This window comes from Microbacterium terrae (assembly GCF_017831975.1).
Classification (GTDB): domain Bacteria; phylum Actinomycetota; class Actinomycetes; order Actinomycetales; family Microbacteriaceae; genus Microbacterium; species Microbacterium terrae.
The window spans coordinates 3706411-3726570 of record NZ_JAFDSS010000001.1 but is presented as its reverse complement, the minus strand read 5'-3'; the positions used below and the strand labels follow the sequence as shown (position 1 = coordinate 3726570).

Annotated in this window: 17 protein-coding genes; 14 read left to right on the top strand and 3 right to left on the bottom strand. The window is 72.7% G+C overall.

Annotation, left to right across the window (positions count from 1 at the left end; all coding sequences use genetic code 11):
• The first annotated feature begins 19 nt into the window (after positions 1 to 19).
• From JOD63_RS16925 to JOD63_RS16905, 5 genes are all read left to right on the top strand, one after another.
• Positions 20 to 1327, top strand: coding sequence for a glycoside hydrolase family 27 protein (locus JOD63_RS16925; protein ID WP_045274967.1), 1308 nt, complete (start codon positions 20 to 22; stop codon positions 1325 to 1327).
• A 209-nt stretch (positions 1328 to 1536) separates the two neighbouring features.
• A complete protein-coding gene (locus JOD63_RS16920) occupies positions 1537 to 2733 on the top strand; it encodes a Gfo/Idh/MocA family protein (protein WP_211088148.1) in 1197 nt (398 codons plus the stop codon).
• Between the two features lie 5 nt (positions 2734 to 2738).
• A complete protein-coding gene (locus JOD63_RS16915) occupies positions 2739 to 3956 on the top strand; it encodes a dihydrodipicolinate synthase family protein (RefSeq protein WP_045274986.1) in 1218 nt (405 codons plus the stop codon).
• The gene (locus tag JOD63_RS16910; RefSeq protein ID WP_045274966.1) at positions 3953 to 4834 is read left to right on the top strand and encodes a sugar phosphate isomerase/epimerase family protein; all 882 of its coding nucleotides are present in this window, start codon (positions 3953 to 3955) and stop codon (positions 4832 to 4834) included. The genes JOD63_RS16915 and JOD63_RS16910 overlap by 4 nt, the downstream gene beginning before the upstream one ends.
• A gap of 9 nt (positions 4835 to 4843) precedes the next feature.
• Positions 4844 to 5944: an acetylxylan esterase gene (locus JOD63_RS16905; RefSeq protein WP_045274965.1), complete on the top strand. Its 1101-nt coding sequence runs from the start codon at positions 4844 to 4846 to the stop codon at positions 5942 to 5944.
• A 340-nt stretch (positions 5945 to 6284) separates the two neighbouring features.
• Here JOD63_RS16905 and JOD63_RS16900 read toward each other — a convergent pair whose 3' ends face one another.
• On the bottom strand, positions 6285 to 8582 hold the full coding sequence (locus JOD63_RS16900; protein WP_045274985.1) for a beta-L-arabinofuranosidase domain-containing protein: 2298 nt from the start codon (positions 8580 to 8582) through the stop codon (positions 6285 to 6287).
• A gap of 139 nt (positions 8583 to 8721) precedes the next feature.
• Here JOD63_RS16900 and JOD63_RS16895 point away from each other — a divergent pair, with 139 nt between their 5' ends.
• The 7 genes from JOD63_RS16895 to JOD63_RS16865 all read left to right on the top strand — a co-directional run bounded on the left by JOD63_RS16895 (position 8722) and on the right by JOD63_RS16865 (position 16862).
• A complete protein-coding gene (locus JOD63_RS16895; protein ID WP_045274964.1) occupies positions 8722 to 9756 on the top strand; it encodes a LacI family DNA-binding transcriptional regulator in 1035 nt (344 codons plus the stop codon).
• A gap of 65 nt (positions 9757 to 9821) precedes the next feature.
• Positions 9822 to 10820 (top strand): LacI family DNA-binding transcriptional regulator, encoded by a 999-nt coding sequence (locus JOD63_RS16890; protein ID WP_045274963.1) that lies wholly within the window; start codon positions 9822 to 9824, stop codon positions 10818 to 10820.
• 155 nt (positions 10821 to 10975) lie between these two features.
• A complete protein-coding gene (locus JOD63_RS16885; protein ID WP_045274962.1) occupies positions 10976 to 12328 on the top strand; it encodes a Gfo/Idh/MocA family protein in 1353 nt (450 codons plus the stop codon).
• Positions 12325 to 13290 (top strand): NAD-dependent epimerase/dehydratase family protein, encoded by a 966-nt coding sequence (locus JOD63_RS16880; protein WP_045274961.1) that lies wholly within the window; start codon positions 12325 to 12327, stop codon positions 13288 to 13290. The genes JOD63_RS16885 and JOD63_RS16880 overlap by 4 nt, the downstream gene beginning before the upstream one ends.
• Positions 13287 to 14186 (top strand): 5-dehydro-4-deoxyglucarate dehydratase, encoded by a 900-nt coding sequence (locus tag JOD63_RS16875; RefSeq protein ID WP_045274960.1) that lies wholly within the window; start codon positions 13287 to 13289, stop codon positions 14184 to 14186. Before JOD63_RS16880 ends, JOD63_RS16875 begins: the two co-directional genes overlap by 4 nt.
• Positions 14183 to 15316 carry a mandelate racemase/muconate lactonizing enzyme family protein gene (locus JOD63_RS16870; RefSeq protein ID WP_407665030.1) on the top strand — a complete coding sequence of 378 codons (1134 nt, stop codon included), beginning with the start codon at positions 14183 to 14185 and terminating at the stop codon, positions 15314 to 15316. The genes JOD63_RS16875 and JOD63_RS16870 overlap by 4 nt, the downstream gene beginning before the upstream one ends.
• An 82-nt stretch (positions 15317 to 15398) precedes the next feature.
• The gene (locus JOD63_RS16865; protein WP_045274959.1) at positions 15399 to 16862 is read left to right on the top strand and encodes an aldehyde dehydrogenase (NADP(+)); all 1464 of its coding nucleotides are present in this window, start codon (positions 15399 to 15401) and stop codon (positions 16860 to 16862) included.
• Positions 16863 to 16919: 57 nt separating this feature from the next.
• On the opposite strand, the gene JOD63_RS16860 is transcribed toward JOD63_RS16865, so the two are convergent.
• Together JOD63_RS16860 and JOD63_RS16855 are read right to left on the bottom strand one after the other, a co-directional pair.
• The gene (locus tag JOD63_RS16860) at positions 16920 to 17057 is read right to left on the bottom strand and encodes a hypothetical protein (protein WP_157003950.1); all 138 of its coding nucleotides are present in this window, start codon (positions 17055 to 17057) and stop codon (positions 16920 to 16922) included.
• Positions 17058 to 17158: 101 nt separating this feature from the next.
• Complete coding sequence (locus tag JOD63_RS16855; RefSeq protein WP_045274958.1) at positions 17159 to 18289, bottom strand: glycerate kinase; 1131 nt, start codon at positions 18287 to 18289, stop codon at positions 17159 to 17161.
• Between the two features lie 63 nt (positions 18290 to 18352).
• Between JOD63_RS16855 and JOD63_RS16850 the strand changes: the two genes are divergently transcribed.
• Entirely contained in the window at positions 18353 to 19042 is a 690-nt protein-coding gene (locus tag JOD63_RS16850) for a ThuA domain-containing protein (RefSeq protein WP_045274957.1), read from the top strand.
• A 137-nt stretch (positions 19043 to 19179) separates the two neighbouring features.
• Positions 19180 to 20157 carry a UDP-glucose 4-epimerase GalE gene (gene galE / locus JOD63_RS16845; protein WP_045274956.1) on the top strand — a complete coding sequence of 326 codons (978 nt, stop codon included), beginning with the start codon at positions 19180 to 19182 and terminating at the stop codon, positions 20155 to 20157.
• Positions 20158 to 20160 lie beyond the last annotated feature (3 nt).

The following is a 20160-nucleotide window of genomic DNA, read 5'->3' as shown; positions in this document are numbered from 1 at the left end:
CTTCACCGAAAGGAAGACGATGACACTCCGCAAGACCGCCACCCCGCCGATGGGATGGAACTCCTGGGACTGCTACGGCACGACGGTGACCGAAGACGAGGTGCTCGCCAACGCGCGGTTCATGGCCGAGCATCTGCTGCCGCACGGGTGGGACACCGTCGTGATCGACGCGGACTGGGCAGACCCCACCCCCCGCACGCACGGCTATACCGACGACGCGCAGCTGGCGCTCGACGAGTACGGCCGCCTCATCCCCGACGCTGTGCGATTCCCCTCCTCAGCAGACGGGGCCGGCTTCGCCCCGCTCGCGGCAGCGCTGCACGAGATGGGCCTGAAGCTCGGCATCCACATCATGCGCGGCATCCCGAAGCGTGCCGTCGAGCTCGACCTGCCGGTCCTGGGCACAGGCGCCACGGCGTCGGAGATCGCCGACATGACGAACCTCTGCGAATGGAATCCGCACTACGCCGGGCTCGACCACGCGCACCCGGGAGCGGACGCCTACTACCGCTCGCTCATCGCCCTCTACGACGCGTGGGGCATCGACTTCATCAAGGCGGATGACCTGCTGTGGCCCTATCAGGCGGCCGACATCGAGTCGCTCTCGGCCGCCATCGAAGCCTCGCCGCGCGAGATCTCGCTCTCGCTCTCGCCGGGTCGCGATCTGTCGGCCGCCCACCTCGACCACCTCCGCGAGCACGCGACGATGTGGCGGGTCTGCGACGACGTGTGGGACCGCTGGGTCGACGTCGAAGACAACTTCGCCCGCCTCGCCCGGTGGGCGCCGTCGGCGTCGGCCGCAGGCTGGCCGGACGCCGACATGCTCCCGCTCGGCCGCATCGGCCTGCGCGCCGAGCGCGGCGAGCCGCGCGACGACCTGCTCACCCCCCACGAGCGCCGCTCGATGGTCACGCTGTGGGTCATGGCGCGGTCGCCGCTGATGGTGGGCGGCGATCTTCCGACGACGGATGCCGCGACCGTCGCCCTCCTGCAGAACGACGCGGTGCTCGAGGTGCTGCGGTCGTCGAGCGGCAACCGTGAGCTGCTGCGCGAGCGCGACCTCGTGGTGTGGGCCGCCGACGGCGCCGGCGCCGAGCGCTGGGTCGCCGTGTTCAACCTCTCCGACGAGGCGCGCACCGAGCCGTTCGACACGCGCGTGCTCGGGTTCGGCGCGGCTCCCGCGCCGGTGGTCGACGTCTGGTCGGGAGCATCCGTCGCCGTCGAACCGATCTCGGTGCAGTCGGATGCCGCGCGCGGCGTCGCGCCCGGCTCCTCCGTCGTGCGCCTCGAGCTTCCGCCGCACGGCTGCGCCCTGCTCCGCGCCTGACCCCCCAAGCTGCTCCGCCCCCAGAAATCGTGGCCGCGCGCCACAGATCCTGGGGGCGGAGCACCGATGGCGCGAGTTCGGGAGCGGGAAAGCGCTTGCGCGCGCCCAGCACCCGTGGCACACTGTTGGAAAGCGTTTACCCGCACCTGACTCACCCCGCTCCGCGACCGCGACGTCGCGCCGGACCCACCGAAGAAAGCAGGACCACCGTGACCGACACGACCCTCGCCCCGGCCGCCGCCGAGGCTCGCCCCGCCGTCCGCGAGATCGGCATCATCATGAACGGCGTCTCGGGCCGTATGGGCTACCGCCAGCACCTCGTGCGCTCGATCCTCGCGATCCGCGACCAGGGCGGCATCGAGCTGTCCGACGGCACCAAGGTCACCGTCAAGCCCCTCCTCGTCGGCCGCACCGAGGCCAAGCTCGCCGAGCTCGCGGCCAAGCACGGCATCGAGGACTACACCACCGACCTCGACGCAGCCCTCGCCGACCCGCGCTGGGAGATCTACGCCGACTTCCTCGTCACCAAGGCCCGCGCCACCGCGCTGCGCAAGGCGATCGCCGCCGGCAAGACCATCTACACCGAGAAGCCCACGGCCGAGTCGGTCGAAGAGGCTCTCGAGCTCGCCCGGCTCGCCCAGGCGGCCGGCGTGAAGACCGGTGTCGTGCACGACAAGCTCTACCTCCCGGGCCTGCAGAAGCTCAAGCGCCTCATCGACTCGGGCTTCTTCGGCCGCATCCTGTCGGTGCGCGGCGAGTTCGGCTACTGGGTGTTCGAGGGCGACTGGCAGCCCGCGCAGCGCCCCAGCTGGAACTACCGCGTCGAAGACGGCGGCGGCATCATCGTCGACATGTTCCCCCACTGGAACTACATCCTCGAGAACCTGTTCGGCGGCGTGAAGACCGTCTACGCACAGGCGTCGACCCACATCCCCACCCGCTGGGACGAGAACGACGAGCCCTACACCGCGACGGCGGAGGATGCCGCGTACGGCATCTTCGAGCTCGAGAACGACGTGGTCGCCCAGATCAACTCCTCGTGGACGGTGCGCGTGAACCGCGACGAGCTCGTCGAGTTCCACGTCGACGGCACGCACGGCTCGGCCGTGGTCGGCCTGTTCGGCGCGAAGATCCAGCACCGCAACGCCACCCCGAAGCCGGTCTGGAACCCCGACCTGGCCGACAGCCACGACTACGACGACGACTGGGCCGAGGTTCCCACCAACGACGTGTTCCAGAACGGCTTCCGCCAGCAGTGGGAGGAGTTCCTCGAGTCGTACGTGCTCGGCACCGAGTACGAGTACGACCTGCTCGCGGGCGCCCGCGGCGTGCTGCTCGCCGAGGCGGGGCTCGAGTCGAGCCGTGAGGGCCGCAAGGTCGAGCTGCCGACGCTGAACCTGGCGTGACCCGCATGCCGCACCTCTCCCTTCTCGGCGCCGACGGCGCCCTGACCGCGGTCGAGCTCGAGGAGGCCGCGGGCTACACCAAGCCCGAGGGCCCCCTCCGCAGCCGCGTCGCGTACGCCGCCGCGCACGTCGTGCCGAAGATCCACGCCGACAACACGCCGGGTCAGCCGGCCGACGTCGACTGGGACGCGACGCTCGACTTCCGCCGTGCGGTGTACTCGTGGGGCCTCGGCGTCGCCGACGCCATGGACACGGCCCAGCGCAACATGGGTCTCGACGCCGCCGCCACCCGCGACCTCATCGCGCGCTCGGCCCAGGTCGCCCGTGAAGAGGGCGGCTCGGTCGTGGTCGGCGTCAACACCGACCACATCGACGACGAGCACATCACCGTCGACCAGGTCATCGACGCCTACAAGACCCAGCTCCACTTCACCGAGGAGCAGGGCGCGGGCCCCGTGCTCATGGCGAGCCGCCACCTGGCGCGCGCGGCATCCTCGGTCGAGGACTACCGCCGCGTGTACCGCGAGGTGCTCCAGTCGGCGACCGCGCCGGTCGTGCTGCACTGGCTCGGCACCGCGTTCGACCCGGTGCTCGAGGGCTACTTCGGGTCGACCGACTGGCGCGAGGCCTCGTCGGTGCTGCTCGAGATCATCGGCGAGAACGCCGACAAGGTCGCGGGCGTGAAGATGAGCCTGCTGGATGCCGCCTCCGAGGTGTCGGTGCGCGAGCGCCTGCCCGAGGGCGTGCGCATGTTCACCGGTGACGACTTCAACTACGTCGGACTCATCGGCGGGCAGGATGTGCCGCAGGCGCGTCAGCCCGACCGCGACCCGAACTCGCCGCGTCAGCACTCCGATGCGCTGCTGGGCGCGTTCGCCGCGATCACCCCGGTGGCGTCGGCAGCGATCCAGGCGCTCGACGCCGGTGACGCCGATCGCTATTTCGAGATCCTCGATCCGACCGAAGAGCTCAGCCGCCAGGTGTTCGCCGCGCCCACGTTCTACTACAAGACCGGCGTCGCGTTCCTGTCGTGGCTCAACGGCCACCAGCGCGCATTCCAGATGGTGGGCGGCCTCCACTCCGCGCGGAGCCTCCCGCACCTGTCGCGCATCGTCGAGCTCGCGAACTCGGCCCACGCCCTGGAGCAGCCCGAACTGGCGGCGATCCGCTGGCACGGGATGCTGCGCCACAACGGCATCGACGTGCCCGGGGTGATCGCATGAGCACGGTCGATCCGCGCCTGTCGATCAACCAGGGCACCATCAAGAGGGCCGACCTCGCCGAAGCTCTGCGGGCGACCGTGGCGAACGGCGTGCAGTCGATCGGCCTGTGGCGCGAGCCCGTGCAGGAGGTCGGTCTCACGACCGCCGCGAAGATGCTCGCCGACTCGGGCCTGCGCTTCTCGACGCACTGCCGCTCCGGCTTCTTCACGATGCCCGAGGGCCCGGCGCGCCGCTCCTCGATCGACGACAACCTCGTCGCGATCGAAGAGGCTGCCACCCTCGCCGCAGCCGGCGCCGCCGGCTCGTTCCCGGTGCTGGTGCTCGTCGCCGGCGGTCTCCCCGAGGGATCCCGTGACGTGATCGGCGCCCGCGAGCGGGTGCGCGACGCGATCGGCGAGCTGGCCCCGGCTGCGAAGGCCGCGGGCGTACAGCTGGCGATCGAGCCGCTGCATCCGATGTTCGCCTCCGACCGGTGCGTCGTCTCGACGCTGGGGCAGTCGCTCGACATCGCCGCCGACTTCGACCCCGAGGTCGTGGGCGTCACGGTCGACACGTTCCACATCTGGTGGGATCCCGACGTGCTCACCTCGATCGAGCGCGCCGGCCGCGAGGGCCGCATCGCCACCTACCAGGTGTGCGACTGGAAGACGCCGCTGCCCGCCAACGTGCTCAACAGCCGGCACTACCCCGGCGACGGCGTGATCGACTTCGCGTCGCTCACCCGTGCGGTCGAGGCCACCGGCTACGACCGCGACATCGAGGTCGAGATCTTCAACGAGGAGATCTGGGCGAAGGACACCGACACGATCGTGCGCGAGACCGCGGCATCCTTCGGGTCGGCCGTCACGCCCCACCTGCGTGCCGCCGTCGCGAGCTGACGGCACCGCATGACACCCGACGGGCCGCTCGCGGGGTATGCCGATCTTCCGGCTCACCTCGCGGGCGCGCCCGTCGTGTCATTCCCGGATGCCGATCGTCGGCGCCTCGCCGAGATCCTCGGCGTGCGCGCGGCGACCGCGACAGAGGTGCGCGTCGAGCGCGAATGGACCGCCGACGGGGTGCGCGGGCGCGAGCTCTCGTGGAGCCTCGGGTTCGGCCCCCGAACGCGCGCCTTCCTCCTGACTCCGGTGGAGCACAACGGCGTGCTCCCCGGTCTGCTCGCCCTGCACTGCCACGGCGGCATCCGCTCCACCGGCGCCGAGCAGCTCGTCGAGACCGCGTGCGCCCCGCATCCGTCCGCCGCGCACCTGCGCGCCGCGTACTACGCCGGTCGGGCCGTCGCGAGCGATCTCGCCCGAGCCGGATTCGCCGTGCTCGCCCACGACGCGTTCTCGTGGGGCTCGCGCGCGTTCGACCTCAGCGCCCCGAGCCCGAAGCTGGCCGCGCAGATCGATGCACTCGAGGCGTTCTGGCGCGAGCACGGCGGCATGCCGAGCGACGAGGAGCGCTTCGACGCCGTCTCGTCGCTGCACGAGGACCACCTCGCCAAGGCGCTGGGCGTGCTCGGCACGACCCTCGCCGGAATGGTGGCCGGCGACGATCTGGCCGCGTTCGAGCTTCTCGCGTCGCTCCCCGAGGTCGACGACGACCGCCTCGGCATCGCCGGGCTCTCCGGCGGCGGGGGCCGAGCCGCGCTCCTCGGCGCGCTCGACCGCCGGGTCGCGGCATCCGTCGTCGCCTGCATGATGGCGACGTCTTCGTCGCTCGTGCCGGGCTACCTCGACGCGCACTCCTGGCTGCTGCACTCCCCCGGACTCGCCGCATGGCGCGACTGGCCTGCCGTCGCCGCGATGACCGACGGACGGATGCTGGTGCAGTACGGCGAGCGCGACCCCCTGTTCCCGCCGGCCGGCATGCGCGCGGCCGACGCCGCTCTCGCCACCGCGCTCGGTGATCGCTACACCGGCCGGTGGTTCGACGACGGCCACGAGTGGACGGCGCCGATGCAGGACGACGCGATCGGATGGCTGCGCGGCGCGCTCGGCTGACCCGCGGGGCGGTCCCTGCTCCCCGGTCGCAAAGTGCAGCCTCGACCGCAGGTTGCGACAGGCGAACCCAACACCCACCCAGCTCCCCGGTCGCAAAGTGCAGCCTCGACCGCAGGTTGCGACAGGCGAACCCAACACCCACCCAGCTCCCCGGTCAAAATCTGCAACCCAGCCCGCAGGTTGCGACAGGCGAACCCAACACCCACCCAGCTCCCCGGTCGCAAAGTGCAGCCTCGACCGCAGGTTGCGACAGGGGGGTCCAGGTGGCGGTACCGCGAGGACGGCGGAACTCAGCGGTCGGCGGAACTCACAGACAGCGGAACTCAGCGGTCGGCGGAACTCAGCTGTCGGCGGCGGCAGACAGCAGGCGCACCTCGACCAGGCGCGGGGTCACGGCACCGTCCGGCGCCTCGATGCGCACCGGGATCTCGACCTCGCCCTCCGTGCGCCGCACGGGGATGATGCACTCCGTCGGGCCGGAGCCGACCACCGCCTCGAAGACGACGTCGCCGCGGTAGACGACGCGCAGCGCGGCGCCGGCGTCGTCGCCGGCGAGCCAGGTGAGGCGGATGCTCTCGGCGGTGCCGCTCCAGTCCGCGAGCGTCATCTCGATCACTCCCCGAGTGCGGCGCCACCGCTGGTCGCCCGAGATGCCGATCTCCTCGTCGGAGGCGATGAGCGCGTGGTCGGACTCGGGCTGCTGTTCGCCGAAGCGGATGCTGTCGCGCGTGCGGACCTCGAGCCCGAGCGAGGCGGCATCCACCGCCGCGAGTTCGGCGCGGCGGGATGCGATCTCCGCGGCCCCGGCGAGCGGCCACGCCAGCGTGTAGCGCGCGTCGTGGAGTCCGGCGAACGGCTCGAGCTCGACCGCCCCGGCATCCGTCGCGATCCGCAGCCGGCCGTCGGCGGAACGCACGAGGCCGAGGTCGTCGGGGTCGACGATCGGCGTGGCGGCGAGCGGGCGGAGCGCGGCGGTCGGAAGGTGACCCATGCGCGCGCCGTTGCCCCGATACTCGACCGTGTCGTCGGGATGGCGGGCGGCGAGCACATCGGGGCCGTCGACGACCCAGCCCCACGCCGAGCCGTCGGGCGCGCGCTCGACGCGCGACGCGCGCGGCAGCTCCACCTCCACGGCGCCGAGGGCGCCCCGCCAGCGGGCACCGGCCGCGACGCGCTCGGCGCCCGCTCCGGCGGCGCGCACCACCGCTGCGCCGTCGACCCAGTCCGGGATGAGCACGCTCAGCGTCGGAGTGAAGCCGGCACCGCCGTCGACACCGGCGTCCTCCGCGGGGCCCGCAGGGCGCGTGATGGCCTCCGCGACGATCTCCCACCGGTCGACACCGTGCTCCGTCTGCTCGAGCGGCCGCACCGCGACGGTCGCGGCATCCGTCCGCGCGATCGCGGGCACGAAGGCGTTGACCCGCACCTCGCGATCGGTCTCGGTGAAGACGAGCGCGCCGTGGCGCGACTGCGCCTCGAAGCCCGACCCCATGCAGCACCAGAATCCCTCAGCCTCGGGCGAGTACACCCGGTAATGGCCGGGGCGCTGGCTCGTGAAGTAGACGAGGCCGCCGTGTTCGGGATGCTGCGCCGAGCGCAGGTGGTTCGCTCGGGCGCGCTCGGCCCACGCCAGGTACGAGTCCTCGCCGGTGAGCAGGTGCAGCTCGGCGGCGAGCTTGATCATGTTGTGCGTGTTGCAGGTCTCCGGACCCTCGCGGGCGGTGAACATGGCCAGGAAGTCGGATGCCGCGTGGAAGTGCTCGCGCACGCTGTCGCCGCCGATCGCGGAGCTGCGGCGATGGGCGACGGCGTCGAAGAACGTCCGAGCGGCAGCGCCCTCGCGCGCCTCGACCTCGGGCAGCAGGTCGGGCGCCAGCTCGCGCGCCGCGCGCTCGATGACCGCGAAGCCGACGATCACCGGAATCTGCGTGTTCGCGTGCAGGCCGTCGAGCTCGTCGCGGCCGGCGGCAAGAGGGGTCGTCAGCACGTCAGGCACGAACCGTCGCGCGAGCTCGAGCAGCGATCGGTCACGACGCAGCAGGGCCAGGCGCGCGAGAGCTTCGGGCATGCCGCCGAACTCGGTGCGCAGGATCTGCTCGAACGCGTCGTCATCGAGCGCACCGCAGGTCTCGAGCCACCAGTCGCCGAACGCGGCGGCGGCCTCGGCGGCGCCGGGGATCGCGGCGAGCTCGGCAGCGTCGACGAGCCCGGCGAGGGTCTTGTGCAGGTTGTACAGCGGCACCCAGCGGCCGTTGAGATGGAAGGCACCCGCATCGATGCGGCCGGCGCGCAGATCGTCCCACAGCGCGCGTCCGTCGGGGACGCCGCCGACGTACCCTGATCCGCCTGCGTGCTGGCACTCGCGGATGCCGTCGACCAGGCGCTGCGCGAAGGCGCGCATGTCGTCGTCGCCGCGCGCCGCGTGCATGCTGGCGGCGGACAGGGCGTGGCCGGCGGTGTGACCGCCGAGCCCGTCCGCCTCCCACCCGCCGTAGCCGTCGCCGCTCTCGAGCCCTGCCTCGCGGCGCAGCGGGGCCAGCAGCCGCTCGGTGTCGAGGCGGCTCAGCGTCGCCCGCACGGTGCGCTCGGCATCGAGATCGGCACCGGCGAGCAGCTCCACGCTCGCGGGCTGGAGCATCCGCACCGGTTCCGACCCGGACGTCTCGTCGATCTCCGCACCGTGCACCGCGCACCGATCCCTTCGACCGCGCATCTGCACGCGGAAAGCGTTTGCTAGTCTATGCGGCCGCGATCGGCCAGGGCCTAGACTCAGCCCTGTGAGCCAGTCCACGCCGCCTGCCCGGGGCGCCGCCACCCTGCACGACGTCGCCCGCGAGGCCGGGGTGTCGCTCGCGACCGCCTCCCGCGTGCTCAACGGATCGACGCGCAAGGTCGCCGAGAGCTACCGCGAGAAGGTGCAGGCCGCCGCCGACATGCTCGGCTACACCGCGAACCTGTCGGCGCAGGCGACGGCGCGCGGCACCGCCGCCATCGTCGCCCTCCTCGTCGCCGACATCGCCGACCCCTACTTCGGCCAGCTCGCGTCGGGCGTCGCCCGCGGCGCCGACGAGCTGGGCCTGGTCGTCACCATCGCGATCACCGAGCGCGACCCCCAGCGGGAGGTCCGACTGGTGCGGGCCCTGCGCGGACAGCGCCCACGCGGCCTCATCCTCGCGGCATCCCGCACCGACGAGAACGACGCCGCCGGGCTCCGCGACGAGCTCGACGCGTTCTCGGCGACCGGCGGCCGCGTGGTGGCGCTGGGCCGCGTCGCCGGCGACATCCGCTCGGTCCCGGTCGACAACCACGTCGGCGCCGCCGCACTCGGCGCGGACCTCGCGACCCTCGGCTACCGTCGGGCCGTCGTGGTCGCCGCAGCCGTCGGCATCCGCACGTCCGACGACCGTGTCGCCGGATTCACCGAGGGCTTCACCGGTGGGGGCGGCGTCATCGACGAGGTGGTGCGCGGCGGCTTCACCCGAGACGCGGGCTACGAGATCGGCACCGGCATCCTCGCCCGCGGGCTCGACGAAGGCACCCTCATCTTCGGTGTCAGCGACGTCGTGGCGATCGGCATCATGTCGGCGATCCGCGACGCCGGTCGCCAGGTCGGCGGCGACATCGCCGTCGCCGGCTTCGACGACATCTCCACCGGCCGCGACATCCGCCCCGGCCTCACCACCGTGCGGGTCCCGCTCGAGGAGCTGGGCTACCGCGCGCTGCACGCTGTCGTCGATGAGGATTGGGATGCCGCGCAGCCGCCGCTCCCGCTCGAGGTCATCGTGCGCGGAAGCACACCGCCCCGCATCTGACCGCGGGCACGATCCGAGGAAGCGATTCCTCGGCGGCTACACTGACGGCAGCCGAGAGGAGTCCCATGGCCCGGCAGCCCAAGGGCGTCACAATCTCCGACGTCGCCGCGAAGGCCGGAGTGTCGCTGTCGACGGTGTCGCGCGCGCTCAACGGCAACCCGACTGTCGACCCCGAGCTGGTCGTGCGCGTGCAGGATGCCGCGGCCGAGCTGCAGTACTCGGCGAGCCCCGTCGCCCGCAGCCTGGTGCTCGGACGCACGCAGACCGTCGCCGTCGTCGTGCCCGACCTCGCGAACCCCACGTTCCAGGCGATCCTCCGCGGCGTCAGCCGAGCTGCCGCGGCCGACGAGTACCACGTGCTCGTCGCCGACTCCGCCGAGTCCGTCGACGAGGAGCGCGTGCTCGCCACGGCGACGCGGCGCCGCACCGACGGCGTGATCCTGTGCTCGCCGCGCCTCGCGCAGGACGAACTCGATCGACTCATCGGCGGCCTCCGACCCGTCGTGCTGATCAACCGCTCGGCGGGCGACGCGCCGACGGTGCGCGCCGACTACCGCGGCGCGCTCGGCGCCGAACTCGAGCACCTTCGCGCGCTCGGCCATCGCCGCATCGTCTTCCTCGCCGGCATCGAGCGCAGCGTCGCGAACGCCGCGCGACTCGAGGCGATCGAGGCCTTCCGCGCGCAACATCCCGACGTCGAGGTCAATGAGATCGCGTGCGGCGTCGACTTCGACGCCGGCGCGGCGGCCGCCGACGCGGTACTGGCCTCGCAGGCGACCGCGGCCCTCGCGTTCAACGACCTCGTGGCGATGGGGCTCCTCAGCGCCGTGCAGGATCGCGGCCGTCGCGTGCCCGCAGACCTGTCGATCGTCGGCTTCGACGACATCCCGTTCGCCCGGTACACCACGCCCCCGCTCACCACGGCGCGCGTGCCCGCCGAAGAGATCGGCGTCCAGGCGTGGGAGCGGATGCGCGGACAGCTCGACGGCACCGCCGCCGCGCCCGCCCTCTCGCTCACGCCCGAGCTCATCGTGCGCGGCACCAGCGGGCCCCCTCCCGCCTGACCCGCACGCGCACTCGCACCCGCGCTCACCGCCGAGACAGGCATCCTCGCCGACCCAGGCGCCGATGCCGTCCTGCCTCGACGCCGTTCAGTACCCCCAGGCCCACCCTCCACCGCGACATGGTACGCTGAGAAAACGTTTCCTGAAGGAGTGAGATGAGTACCCGTCGCTACGCCCTCGTCGGAGCGGGTCACCGCGCCCAGATGTACGTCGACGCCATCGTGCGCACGTATGCCGACCGTGCGAGCCTGGTCGCGATCTGCGAGCCGAACCCGGTCCGCGCGCAGTACTACGTCGATGTGGTCGAGGCCGCCGGCCACACGGCGCCGGCCGTGTACGCGCCCTACGACCTGGAGCGGATGATCGCCGAGCAGCAGGTCGACCGGGTGATCATCTGCGCCCGTGACGACCTGCACGCGTCCCTCATCGTGCGGTCGCTCGACGCCGGAGCCGACGTCGTGGTCGAGAAGCCCCTCACGATCGACGGCCCGTCCGCGGCGGCGATCGAGGAGGCGATCGATCGCACCGGTCGCGAGGTCGTCATCACGTTCAACTACCGGTACTCGCCGCGCAACTCGGCGCTGCGTCAGGTGATCCAGGACGGCACCATCGGCACCGTCACGTCGATCGACTTCTCGTGGATGCTCGACACCAAGCACGGCGCCGACTACTTCCGCCGCTGGCACCGCGAGAAGCAGAACTCCGGCGGCCTGCTGGTACACAAGTCGTCCCACCACTTCGACCTCGTGAACTGGTGGATCCGCTCCGCCCCCCGCCGCGTGTACGCATCCGGCGGCCTGAAGTTCTACGGCGCCGACAACGCCGAGTCCCGCGGCATCGTGAACCGCCCCGACCGGGGCACCCACGACGGTGCCGACGCGTTCGAGCTCGACCTTCGGCAGGACGAGCGACTGAACGCCCTGTATCTCCAGGCCGAGCAGCACGACGGGTACCGTCGCGACCTCGACGTGTTCAGCGACGGCATCACCATCGAAGACAACCTCGCCCTCGTCGTCGACTACCTCTCCGGCGCCACCCTCAGCTACTCGCTGAACGCCCACGCCCCGTGGGAGGGGTACCGGGTCGCCGTCAACGGCACCGAGGGCCGCGCCGAACTCGATGTCGTCGAACGCGGCGCCGTGCTCGCCGATGAGGGCCTCCACCCCGTCCTCGACCCGTCGGCGACCGATGCCGGCACCACCGGATCCCTCCGCCCCGAGGGCGAACGCCTCCTCGTGCAGCGCCACTGGGAAGCGGCATACGAGGTCCCGATCATCAACCAGGCAGGCGGACACGGGGGCGGCGACGCGCTGCTCCTCGCCGACGTGTTCGAAGGCGCAGACCCGTCCGATCCGCTCGCCCGCGCCGCGGACTGGCGCGACGGCGTGCGCTCCATCGCCACCGGCATCGCCGGCAACCGCTCCCTCGAGACCGGGCAGCCCGTCGAGGTCGCCGACCTCGGCGTGCGCTTCCTCGTCGAGGATGCGGCGGCGCGGGCCCGCGCATGAGCCGCATCGTCGTCACCGGCGGAGCCGGGCGGCTCGGGCGCAGCCTCGTCGGCGGCCTCGCCGCGGCGGGGCACGAGATCGTGTCGCTCGACCGCGCGGTGTCGGATGCCGCCGAACTCGACGGCGTCGCCCAGGTCGCCGTCGATCTCACCGATGCGGATGCCGCGTCCGCGGCCATCGCCGGGGCGCGAGCCGACGCGCTCATCCACCTCGCCGCGATCGCCGTGCCGTTCAGCGCGCCGGAGGACGTGATCCTCCGCACGAACGCAGCCCTCGCCGTCAACACGATCGGCGCGGGCGTGGCCGCCGGCATCCCGAAGATCGTCGCGGCATCCAGCCCGACGGTGCTCGGCTACAACGCGCCGGCCGGCTGGCTGCCCGAGCGGTTCCCGCTCGACGAGGACACGACGCCGAAGCCGTGGAACGCGTATGCCCTCTCGAAGCACCTCGTCGAGCAGAGCCTCGCGATGTTCTCCCGCCAGACGGGTGATGCCACCCGGTTCGCGGCGTTCCGACCGTGCTACGTGATCGCCCCCGAGGAGTGGAGCGGCGCACCCACGCAGCAGGGCCACACCGTGATCGAGCGGCTCGACGACCCGGCGCTGTCCGCCCCGGCGCTGTTCAACTACGTCGACGCGCGGGATGTCGCGACGTTCATCGACGCGCTGCTCGACGCCCTGCCCGACATCCCCAATGCCGAGACCTTCTTCGTGAGCGCCGACGACGCGCTCGCCCGCCGCCCGCTGGCCGAGCTGCTGCCCCAGTTCGTCCCCGGCTCCGAGCGGCTCGCCGCCCACCTCACCGGCACCGCGCCGGCCTTCTCGAACGCCAAGGCGGCGCGCCTGCTCGGCTGGCGCCCCACCCGCACCTGGCGCGGCGAACTCGGCGAGGACGAGCCGGCCCCGCCGACCGGCGCAACCGCAGACCGCACCGAACCCACCCGAAAGGACGTGCTGGCGTGAACTTCGACGGCATCCTCTTCTTCCCCGTCACCCCCTTCGACACCGACGGCCGGATCGACGACGACCTGCTGCGCACCCACGTCGCCACCGCCCTCGAGCACTCCCCCGGCGGCGTCTTCCCTGCGTGCGGCACCGGCGAATTCCACGCGCTGTCCGCCGACGAAGCAGCCCACGTCGTGAAGATCGCGGCAGAGACCGTCGGCGGTCGCGTGCCGGTCGTCGCCGGCACCGGCGGCCCCCTCGGCCACGCGACGGCGCTCGCGAAGTCGGCGGCGGATGCCGGCGCCGACGCCCTGCTGGTGCTGCCGCCGTACCTGGTGGGCGGGCCTCAGGCCGGGCTCGTCGCCTACGTCGAGGCCGTGGCCGCGGCATCCGACCTCCCCGTCGTCATCTACCACCGCGGCAACGCGCAGTACTCGGTCGACTCGGTCCGCCGTCTCGCGCAGAACCCGAAGGTCGTGGGCTTCAAGGACGGCGTGGGCGACGTCGGTGTCGCGCAGCAGATCGTGCGCGCCGTCGCCGACGCCGGCCGCGACGACTTCGCGTTCTTCAACGGACTGCTGACGGCCGAGCTCACGCAGGGTGCATACCGCGGCATCGGAATCCCGCTGTACTCGTCGGCCGCGTTCGCGATGATCCCCGAGGTGGCGAACGCGTACTACCGCGCCTACGTCGACGGCGACGAAGTCCGCCGCGGCGCCCTGCTCGACGGGTTCTACTCACCGCTGGTGAAGCTCCGCGACGAGACCCCCGGGTTCGGCGTCTCGCTGATCAAAGCGGGCCTGCGCCTGGGCGGACTCCCGGTCGGCTCGGTGCGTGCGCCGCTGGTCGACCCGACGCCGGCGCAGGAGGCGCGCCTCGGCGAGATCCTCGAGGCGGGACGAGCGCTGCTGTGACGAGCCCGCTGCTGTCGGATGCCGCCGCCCCCGCACCCGGCGGGGCGACGATCGCCGCGTTCGTCACCCGCCTCGTGCGGGTGCCGCTGACGCGCCCGTGGGCCGCGGATGTCACGTCGGTCGGCGTGATCGCGACGCACGTGGTGCGCTCCGACGGCGCCGAGGGCTGGGGCTTCTCGTGGACGCCGCAGATCGGCGCCGAGGCCGTGCACGCCCTGCTCGCGAACGACATCACGGCGTTCGCGATCGGCCGCTCGGCCGAGCCGGGCGAGATCTGGCGGGAGCTCTGGCAGCACCTGCACGAGGCCGGCGGTGGCGGGATCACGACGATCGCGCAGGCGGGCCTCGATCTCGCGCTGTGGGATGCCGCGGCCCGCGCCGACGGCAGGTCGGTGTCGCAGTGGCTGGGTCGCACCCGCGAGAGCGTGCGCGCCTACGGCTCGGGCGTGAACCTGCACTACACGCAGGACGAGCTCGTCGCGCAGGTGCAGCGCTGGGTCGACGCCGGTTTCGACGCGGTGAAGGTGAAGGTCGGCAAACCCGACGTCGCCGAGGACCTCGAGCGGATGCAGGCGGTCCGCGAGGTGCTCGGCCCCGACCGCGCGCTGATGATCGACGCCAATCAGCGGTGGGACCTCGATCGCGCGACCCGCAGCCTCGAGGTGCTCGCCGCGGTCGACCCAGCGTGGATCGAGGAGCCGCTGCGCGCGGACGACCTGCACGGGCACATCGAGCTGGCCGCGCGGCTGCGCGCGTCGAGCGGCATCCCGATCGCGGTCGGCGAGAACCTGCACAACGTGTACCGGTTCGACGACTTCCTCCGCACCGGCGCCGCGCAGATCGTGCAGCCGAACGTCGTGCGTGTGGGCGGCATCACCCCGTTCCTCGCCATCGCGGCGATCGCTGCCGAGTACGGCGCCGCTTTCCACCCGCACCTGCTCCCCGAGCTGTCGGGCCAGCTCGCCCTGACCCTCCGCACCCCCGACGGCGTCGCCGAGCCGATGGCCGAAGACGTGGAGGATGCCGGCTTCGGCACTCTCGGCGCACTGGCCGATCCGTCTCCGGTGGCCATCTCGGGCGCCGCCCTCACCGAGGTCGACCACCCCGGCCTCGGCATCCGCTTCACCTGACCTCGTCGTTCGCCTGTCGCAGATCGCATCTGAGCCACGTAGACCGCGACAGGGGAACGAACCCGTGACGAAAGGACCAACCATGACCACCACGACGACCGAGACCACCACCGTCGAAGAGCTCGACGCACTCGCGCTGGCCGCGGCTGCTGCCGCGCCGGTCTGGCGGGCGGCGGATGCCTCGACCCGGGCCGCGTGGCTGCGCGCGGCCGCGGCCGCCCTCGACGCGAACATCGACGAGCTCGTCGCGATCGCCGACGAGGAGACGCGCCTGGGCGAGACCCGCCTGCGCGGCGAGGTCGGACGGACGACGGGCCAGCTGCGCCTGTTCGCCACGGTCGTCGAAGAGGGCTCGTACCTCGAGCTGACCGTCGATGACGCCGACACTTCGGCCGCGCCCCCGCGCCCCGAGCTGCGTCGCATGCTCACCGGTGTCGGCCCGGTCGCCGTGTTCTCGGCGTCGAACTTCCCGTTCGCGTTCTCGGTAGCGGGAGGCGACACCGCGTCGGCCCTCGCGTCGGGCAACCCGGTCATCGTCAAGGCCCACTCGGGCCACCCGCGTCTGTCGGAGCGCACCGCGTCGATCGTGGCGGCGGCGCTCGTCGAGGCCGGCGCACCCGAGGGCTCGCTCGCGCTGGTCACCGGCCGCGAAGCGGGCAACGCCCTCGTGCAGCACCCGGTCATCCAGGCGGCGGGGTTCACCGGCTCGCTCGGCGGGGGTCGCGCGCTGTTCGACCTGGCATCCGGTCGACCCGATCCCATCCCGTTCTACGGCGAGCTCGGCTCGGTGAATCCGGTCGTCATCACCCCGGCCGCCCTCGCGGCGCGGGGTGAGGCGCTCGCGCAGGGTCTCACCGGCTCGTTCACCCTCGGCGTGGGTCAGTTCTGCACCAAGCCGGGAGTCGTGTTCGTCCCGGCCGGCGGCGGCTTCGAGAGCCTCGTAGCCGGTTTCACCGCCGCAGCCGCGGGCGGTCCGCTCCTCACCGATCGCATCACCGACGCGTTCCCGTCGGGGATCGCGCACCTCGAGTCCGACCCGTCGGTCTCGGTCGTCGCGCAGGGCCTCCCCGCCGAGCCCGGTTCCGCACAGCCGGTGGTGCTGGCGACGGATGCCGCGGCCGTCGCCGCGCGCCCCGAGGTGCTCCTCGAGGAGTGCTTCGGCCCGGTGACCCTGCTCGTCGCCTACTCCTCGCAGGATGAGCTGCTCGCCGCGCTGCGCGCGGTGCCCGGCTCGCTCACCGCGACGCTGCACTCCGAGGACACGGACGACGTCGACGAGGTGCTCGCGGTGCTCGAGCGCATCGCCGGCCGCGTGCTGTTCGCAGGCTGGCCGACCGGTGTCGCCGTGACGTGGTCGCAGCACCACGGCGGCCCGTGGCCCGCGACGACCTCGCTGCACACGTCGGTCGGCGCGACCGCGATCCGCCGGTTCCTCCGGCCTGTCACCTATCAGGACGCCCCCGAGCGCCTGCTCCCGGCCGAGCTGCGCGACGCGTCGCTCGCTGCACTGCCCCACCGCCGCAACGGCGTGCTCCAGGTCCCGTAGGCGGGTCGTTCCGCGGGGCAACGCCACCGCGTTTCGTCTCGTCGCTGCGCTCCTCGCTCAACGACCGACACCATCCCGGCCGTTGAGCGAGCGCAGCGATCCCCGGTCGTTGAGCGAGCGCAGCGATCCCCGGTCGTTGAGCGAGCGCAGCGATCCCCGGTCGTTGAGCGAGCGCAGCGACACGAAACGCCCCATCCCAACACCGGTCGTTGAGCGAGCGCAGCGAGACGAAACGCCCCCGACCCAACACCGGTCGTTGAGCGAGCGCAGCGAGACGAAACGCGCCCGCCGCGCCCTCAGCCGAGTTCGCGCGCGAGGGCGGCGCCGGCGGCACGGAGCCAGCGCGCCGGTTCGCCCATCGCCGCGTCGGACGATCCCGACAGCGCGGTGAGCGATGCCGTCGCCCCGAAGGCCGACACGTCGGCATCGTCGGCGATCCGCCCCGCGACGAGCCCCACCGGCACCCCCGCCTCCGCGGCGAGGGCAGCGACGTGGGCGGGCACCTTGCCCGCGGCCGACTGGCCGTCGAACGAGCCCTCGCCCGTGACGGCGACGGATGCGTCGGCCACGGCGCCGCGCAGCCCGATGAGCTCGGCGACCGCGGTCGAACCGGGCACGAGCGCGGCGCCCCAGGCCAGGAGCCCGAAGCCGGTGCCGCCGGCGGCTCCCGCGCCGGGGGTGGCGGGGTCCGCGCGGTCGGCGCCGACGACGGCGGCGAATCGCGCAAGCCCCGCGTCGAGCCGCTCGACGTCGGCTTCGGTCGCCCCCTTCTGCGGGCCGAACACCGCGGCCGCTCCGCGGCGTCCGAGGAGCGGATTGGTGACGTCGCTCAGCACCTGCACGCCGCCTGCGGGAAGCGGCGGCAGTCCGCCGAGGTCGGCGGCGACGACGCGATCGAGGCCGCGTCCTCCGGGTGCGATCGGCTCGCCGTCGGCGCCGATGAAGGTCGCACCGAGTGCGCGGAGCATCCCGACCCCTCCGTCGGTCGAGGCGCTCGACCCGATCCCGAGCACGAGCCGGCTCACGCCGTGGGCGAGGGCGGCGGCGACGGTCTCGCCGAAGCCGCGGGTGTCGGCATCGAGCGCGCGCAGCCGCGGCGGCGTGCCGAGCAGCTCGATCCCGCTCGTCGACGCGAGTTCGACCACACCGGTGCCCGCGGGCGCATCGGGCGTCGGCGGCAGGAGCAGCCAGGATGCCTCGACCGGCGTGCCCTCGGGGCCCGTCACGGCGACCGCCATCCGCACAGCTCCGGGCACGGCGGCGGCGAACGCGTCGAGCGTGCCCTCTCCGCCGTCGGCCATCGGGAGGAGGCGGATCTCGTCGTCGGGGCGCTCGTCGTGCCATCCTGCTGACAGAGCGGCGGCTGCGGCGGCGGCGGGGATCGACCCCTTGAAGCTGTCGGGTGCGATCACGACCGTGTGCGGCATCCGTCCATTGTCGCGGATAATGTGGGAAAGCGCTATCCTGCCGGTGATCCCCGAGGAGACATCATGCCGTCGAAGGCCCTGCACGCGCTGATCGCCGTCGGCACCGGGCGGTACGCCGACCCGTGGCATCCGTTCGCCGAGACCGCCGCCGCCGCTGACGAGATCCTGCGCGCCGACGGGTTCGACGTCACCGTCGACGACGACGTCGACCACGCGCTCGCGCACCTCGACGACGTCGACCTGCTCGTCGTCGCCGCCGGCGACCCCTGGCGCAACGCGCCCGAGGGCACGGCCGACCCCGTGCCGTACCGCGACGCCGCGGCGTCGGCAGGCCTCGCCCGGGCGCTCGACGCCGGCATCGGCATCCTCGCCCTCCACGCCGCCACCGCGTCGCTGCGCGACTACCCGCAGTATCGCGAGGCGATCGGCGGGGAGTGGACAGCCGGCACCTCGTGGCATCCGCCCATCGGTCCGGCGACGATTCCGGTCGCCGACGCGACGCATCCGGTCACGGCGGGTCTCGAGACGATCGAGCTGTTCGACGAGCTCTACAGCGACCTCGTCGTCGACCCCGGCGCAGTGGTGCTCGTGAAGCACGAGATCGACGGCGTGAGCCACCCGATCGTGTGGGCGCGCGAGCAGCCGGTGCGCGCCGTGGTCTCGGCGTTCGGGCACGACGCTCGGGCGTACGAGTCGCCCACGCTGCGCACGCTCATCCGGCAGGCCGCCCGCTGGGCCGCGTCGGCGGACTGACACCGGCGGCGTCGCACTCCGGGCGCGAGCGCGCGACGCACCCGGCCGACCGCGGTTCGGCACCGCACCTCGCGAGCGTGCACAATGGACCCGACCGCGCATGCGGCCTCCCCCACCGTCACACCCCGAGGAGAACCATGTCCTGGCTCGTCACCGGAGGTGCCGGCTACATCGGCGCCCACGTCGTCCGCGCTCTCGCCGAAGCGGGCCTCGCGCCCGTCGTCATCGACGACCTCTCGAGCGGGCACGAGTCGTTCGTTCCCGAGGGCGTGCCGTTCGTGCGCGCGTCGATCCTCGACCGCGAAGCCGTCGAGGGCGCGCTGCGCGACAACGGCGTCGAAGGCGTCATCCACCTCGCCGGCTACAAGTACGCGGGAGTGTCGGTCAAGCGCCCGCTCCACACCTACGCGCAGAACGTCGAGGGCACGCGCGTGCTCCTCGAGTCGATGGCGGCCGCGGGCGTGACGAACCTGGTGTTCTCGTCGAGCGCCGCCGTATACGGAACGCCCGACGTGCCGCTCGTGACCGAAGACCTCCCCAAGCGCCCGGCTTCGCCGTACGGCGAGTCGAAGCTGATCGGCGAGTGGCTGATCCGCGATCAGGGCGTCGCGACGGCGGAGACGGATGCGCCGCTGCGCCACACGTCGCTCCGGTACTTCAACGTCGTCGGCTCGGGCGACCCGTCGGTGTACGACACCAGCCCGCACAACCTGTTCCCGCTCGTGTTCGAGGCGCTCCTCGACGGGCGCACCCCGAAGATCTTCGGCGACGACTACGACACCCCCGACGGCACGAACGTGCGCGACTATGTGCACGTGGCCGACATCGCGGCCGCCCACGTCATCGCCGCCCAGCGTCTCGCCGACGGCGAGCCGGTGGAGGCCGCCTACAACCTCGGTTCGCAGAACGGCCTGTCGGTGAAGCAGATCATGGACGCGATGGCTCGGGTCACCGGCATCGACTTCACGCCCGAGGTGTCGCCCCGCCGCCCGGGCGACCCCGACCGCATCGTCGCCACCGGCGAGCTCGCGGCCCGCGACCTCGACTGGCAGATGCGCTACACGGTCGACGAGATGGTCGAGACCGGCTGGGCCGCGCGCCGCAACGCCGGCTGACCC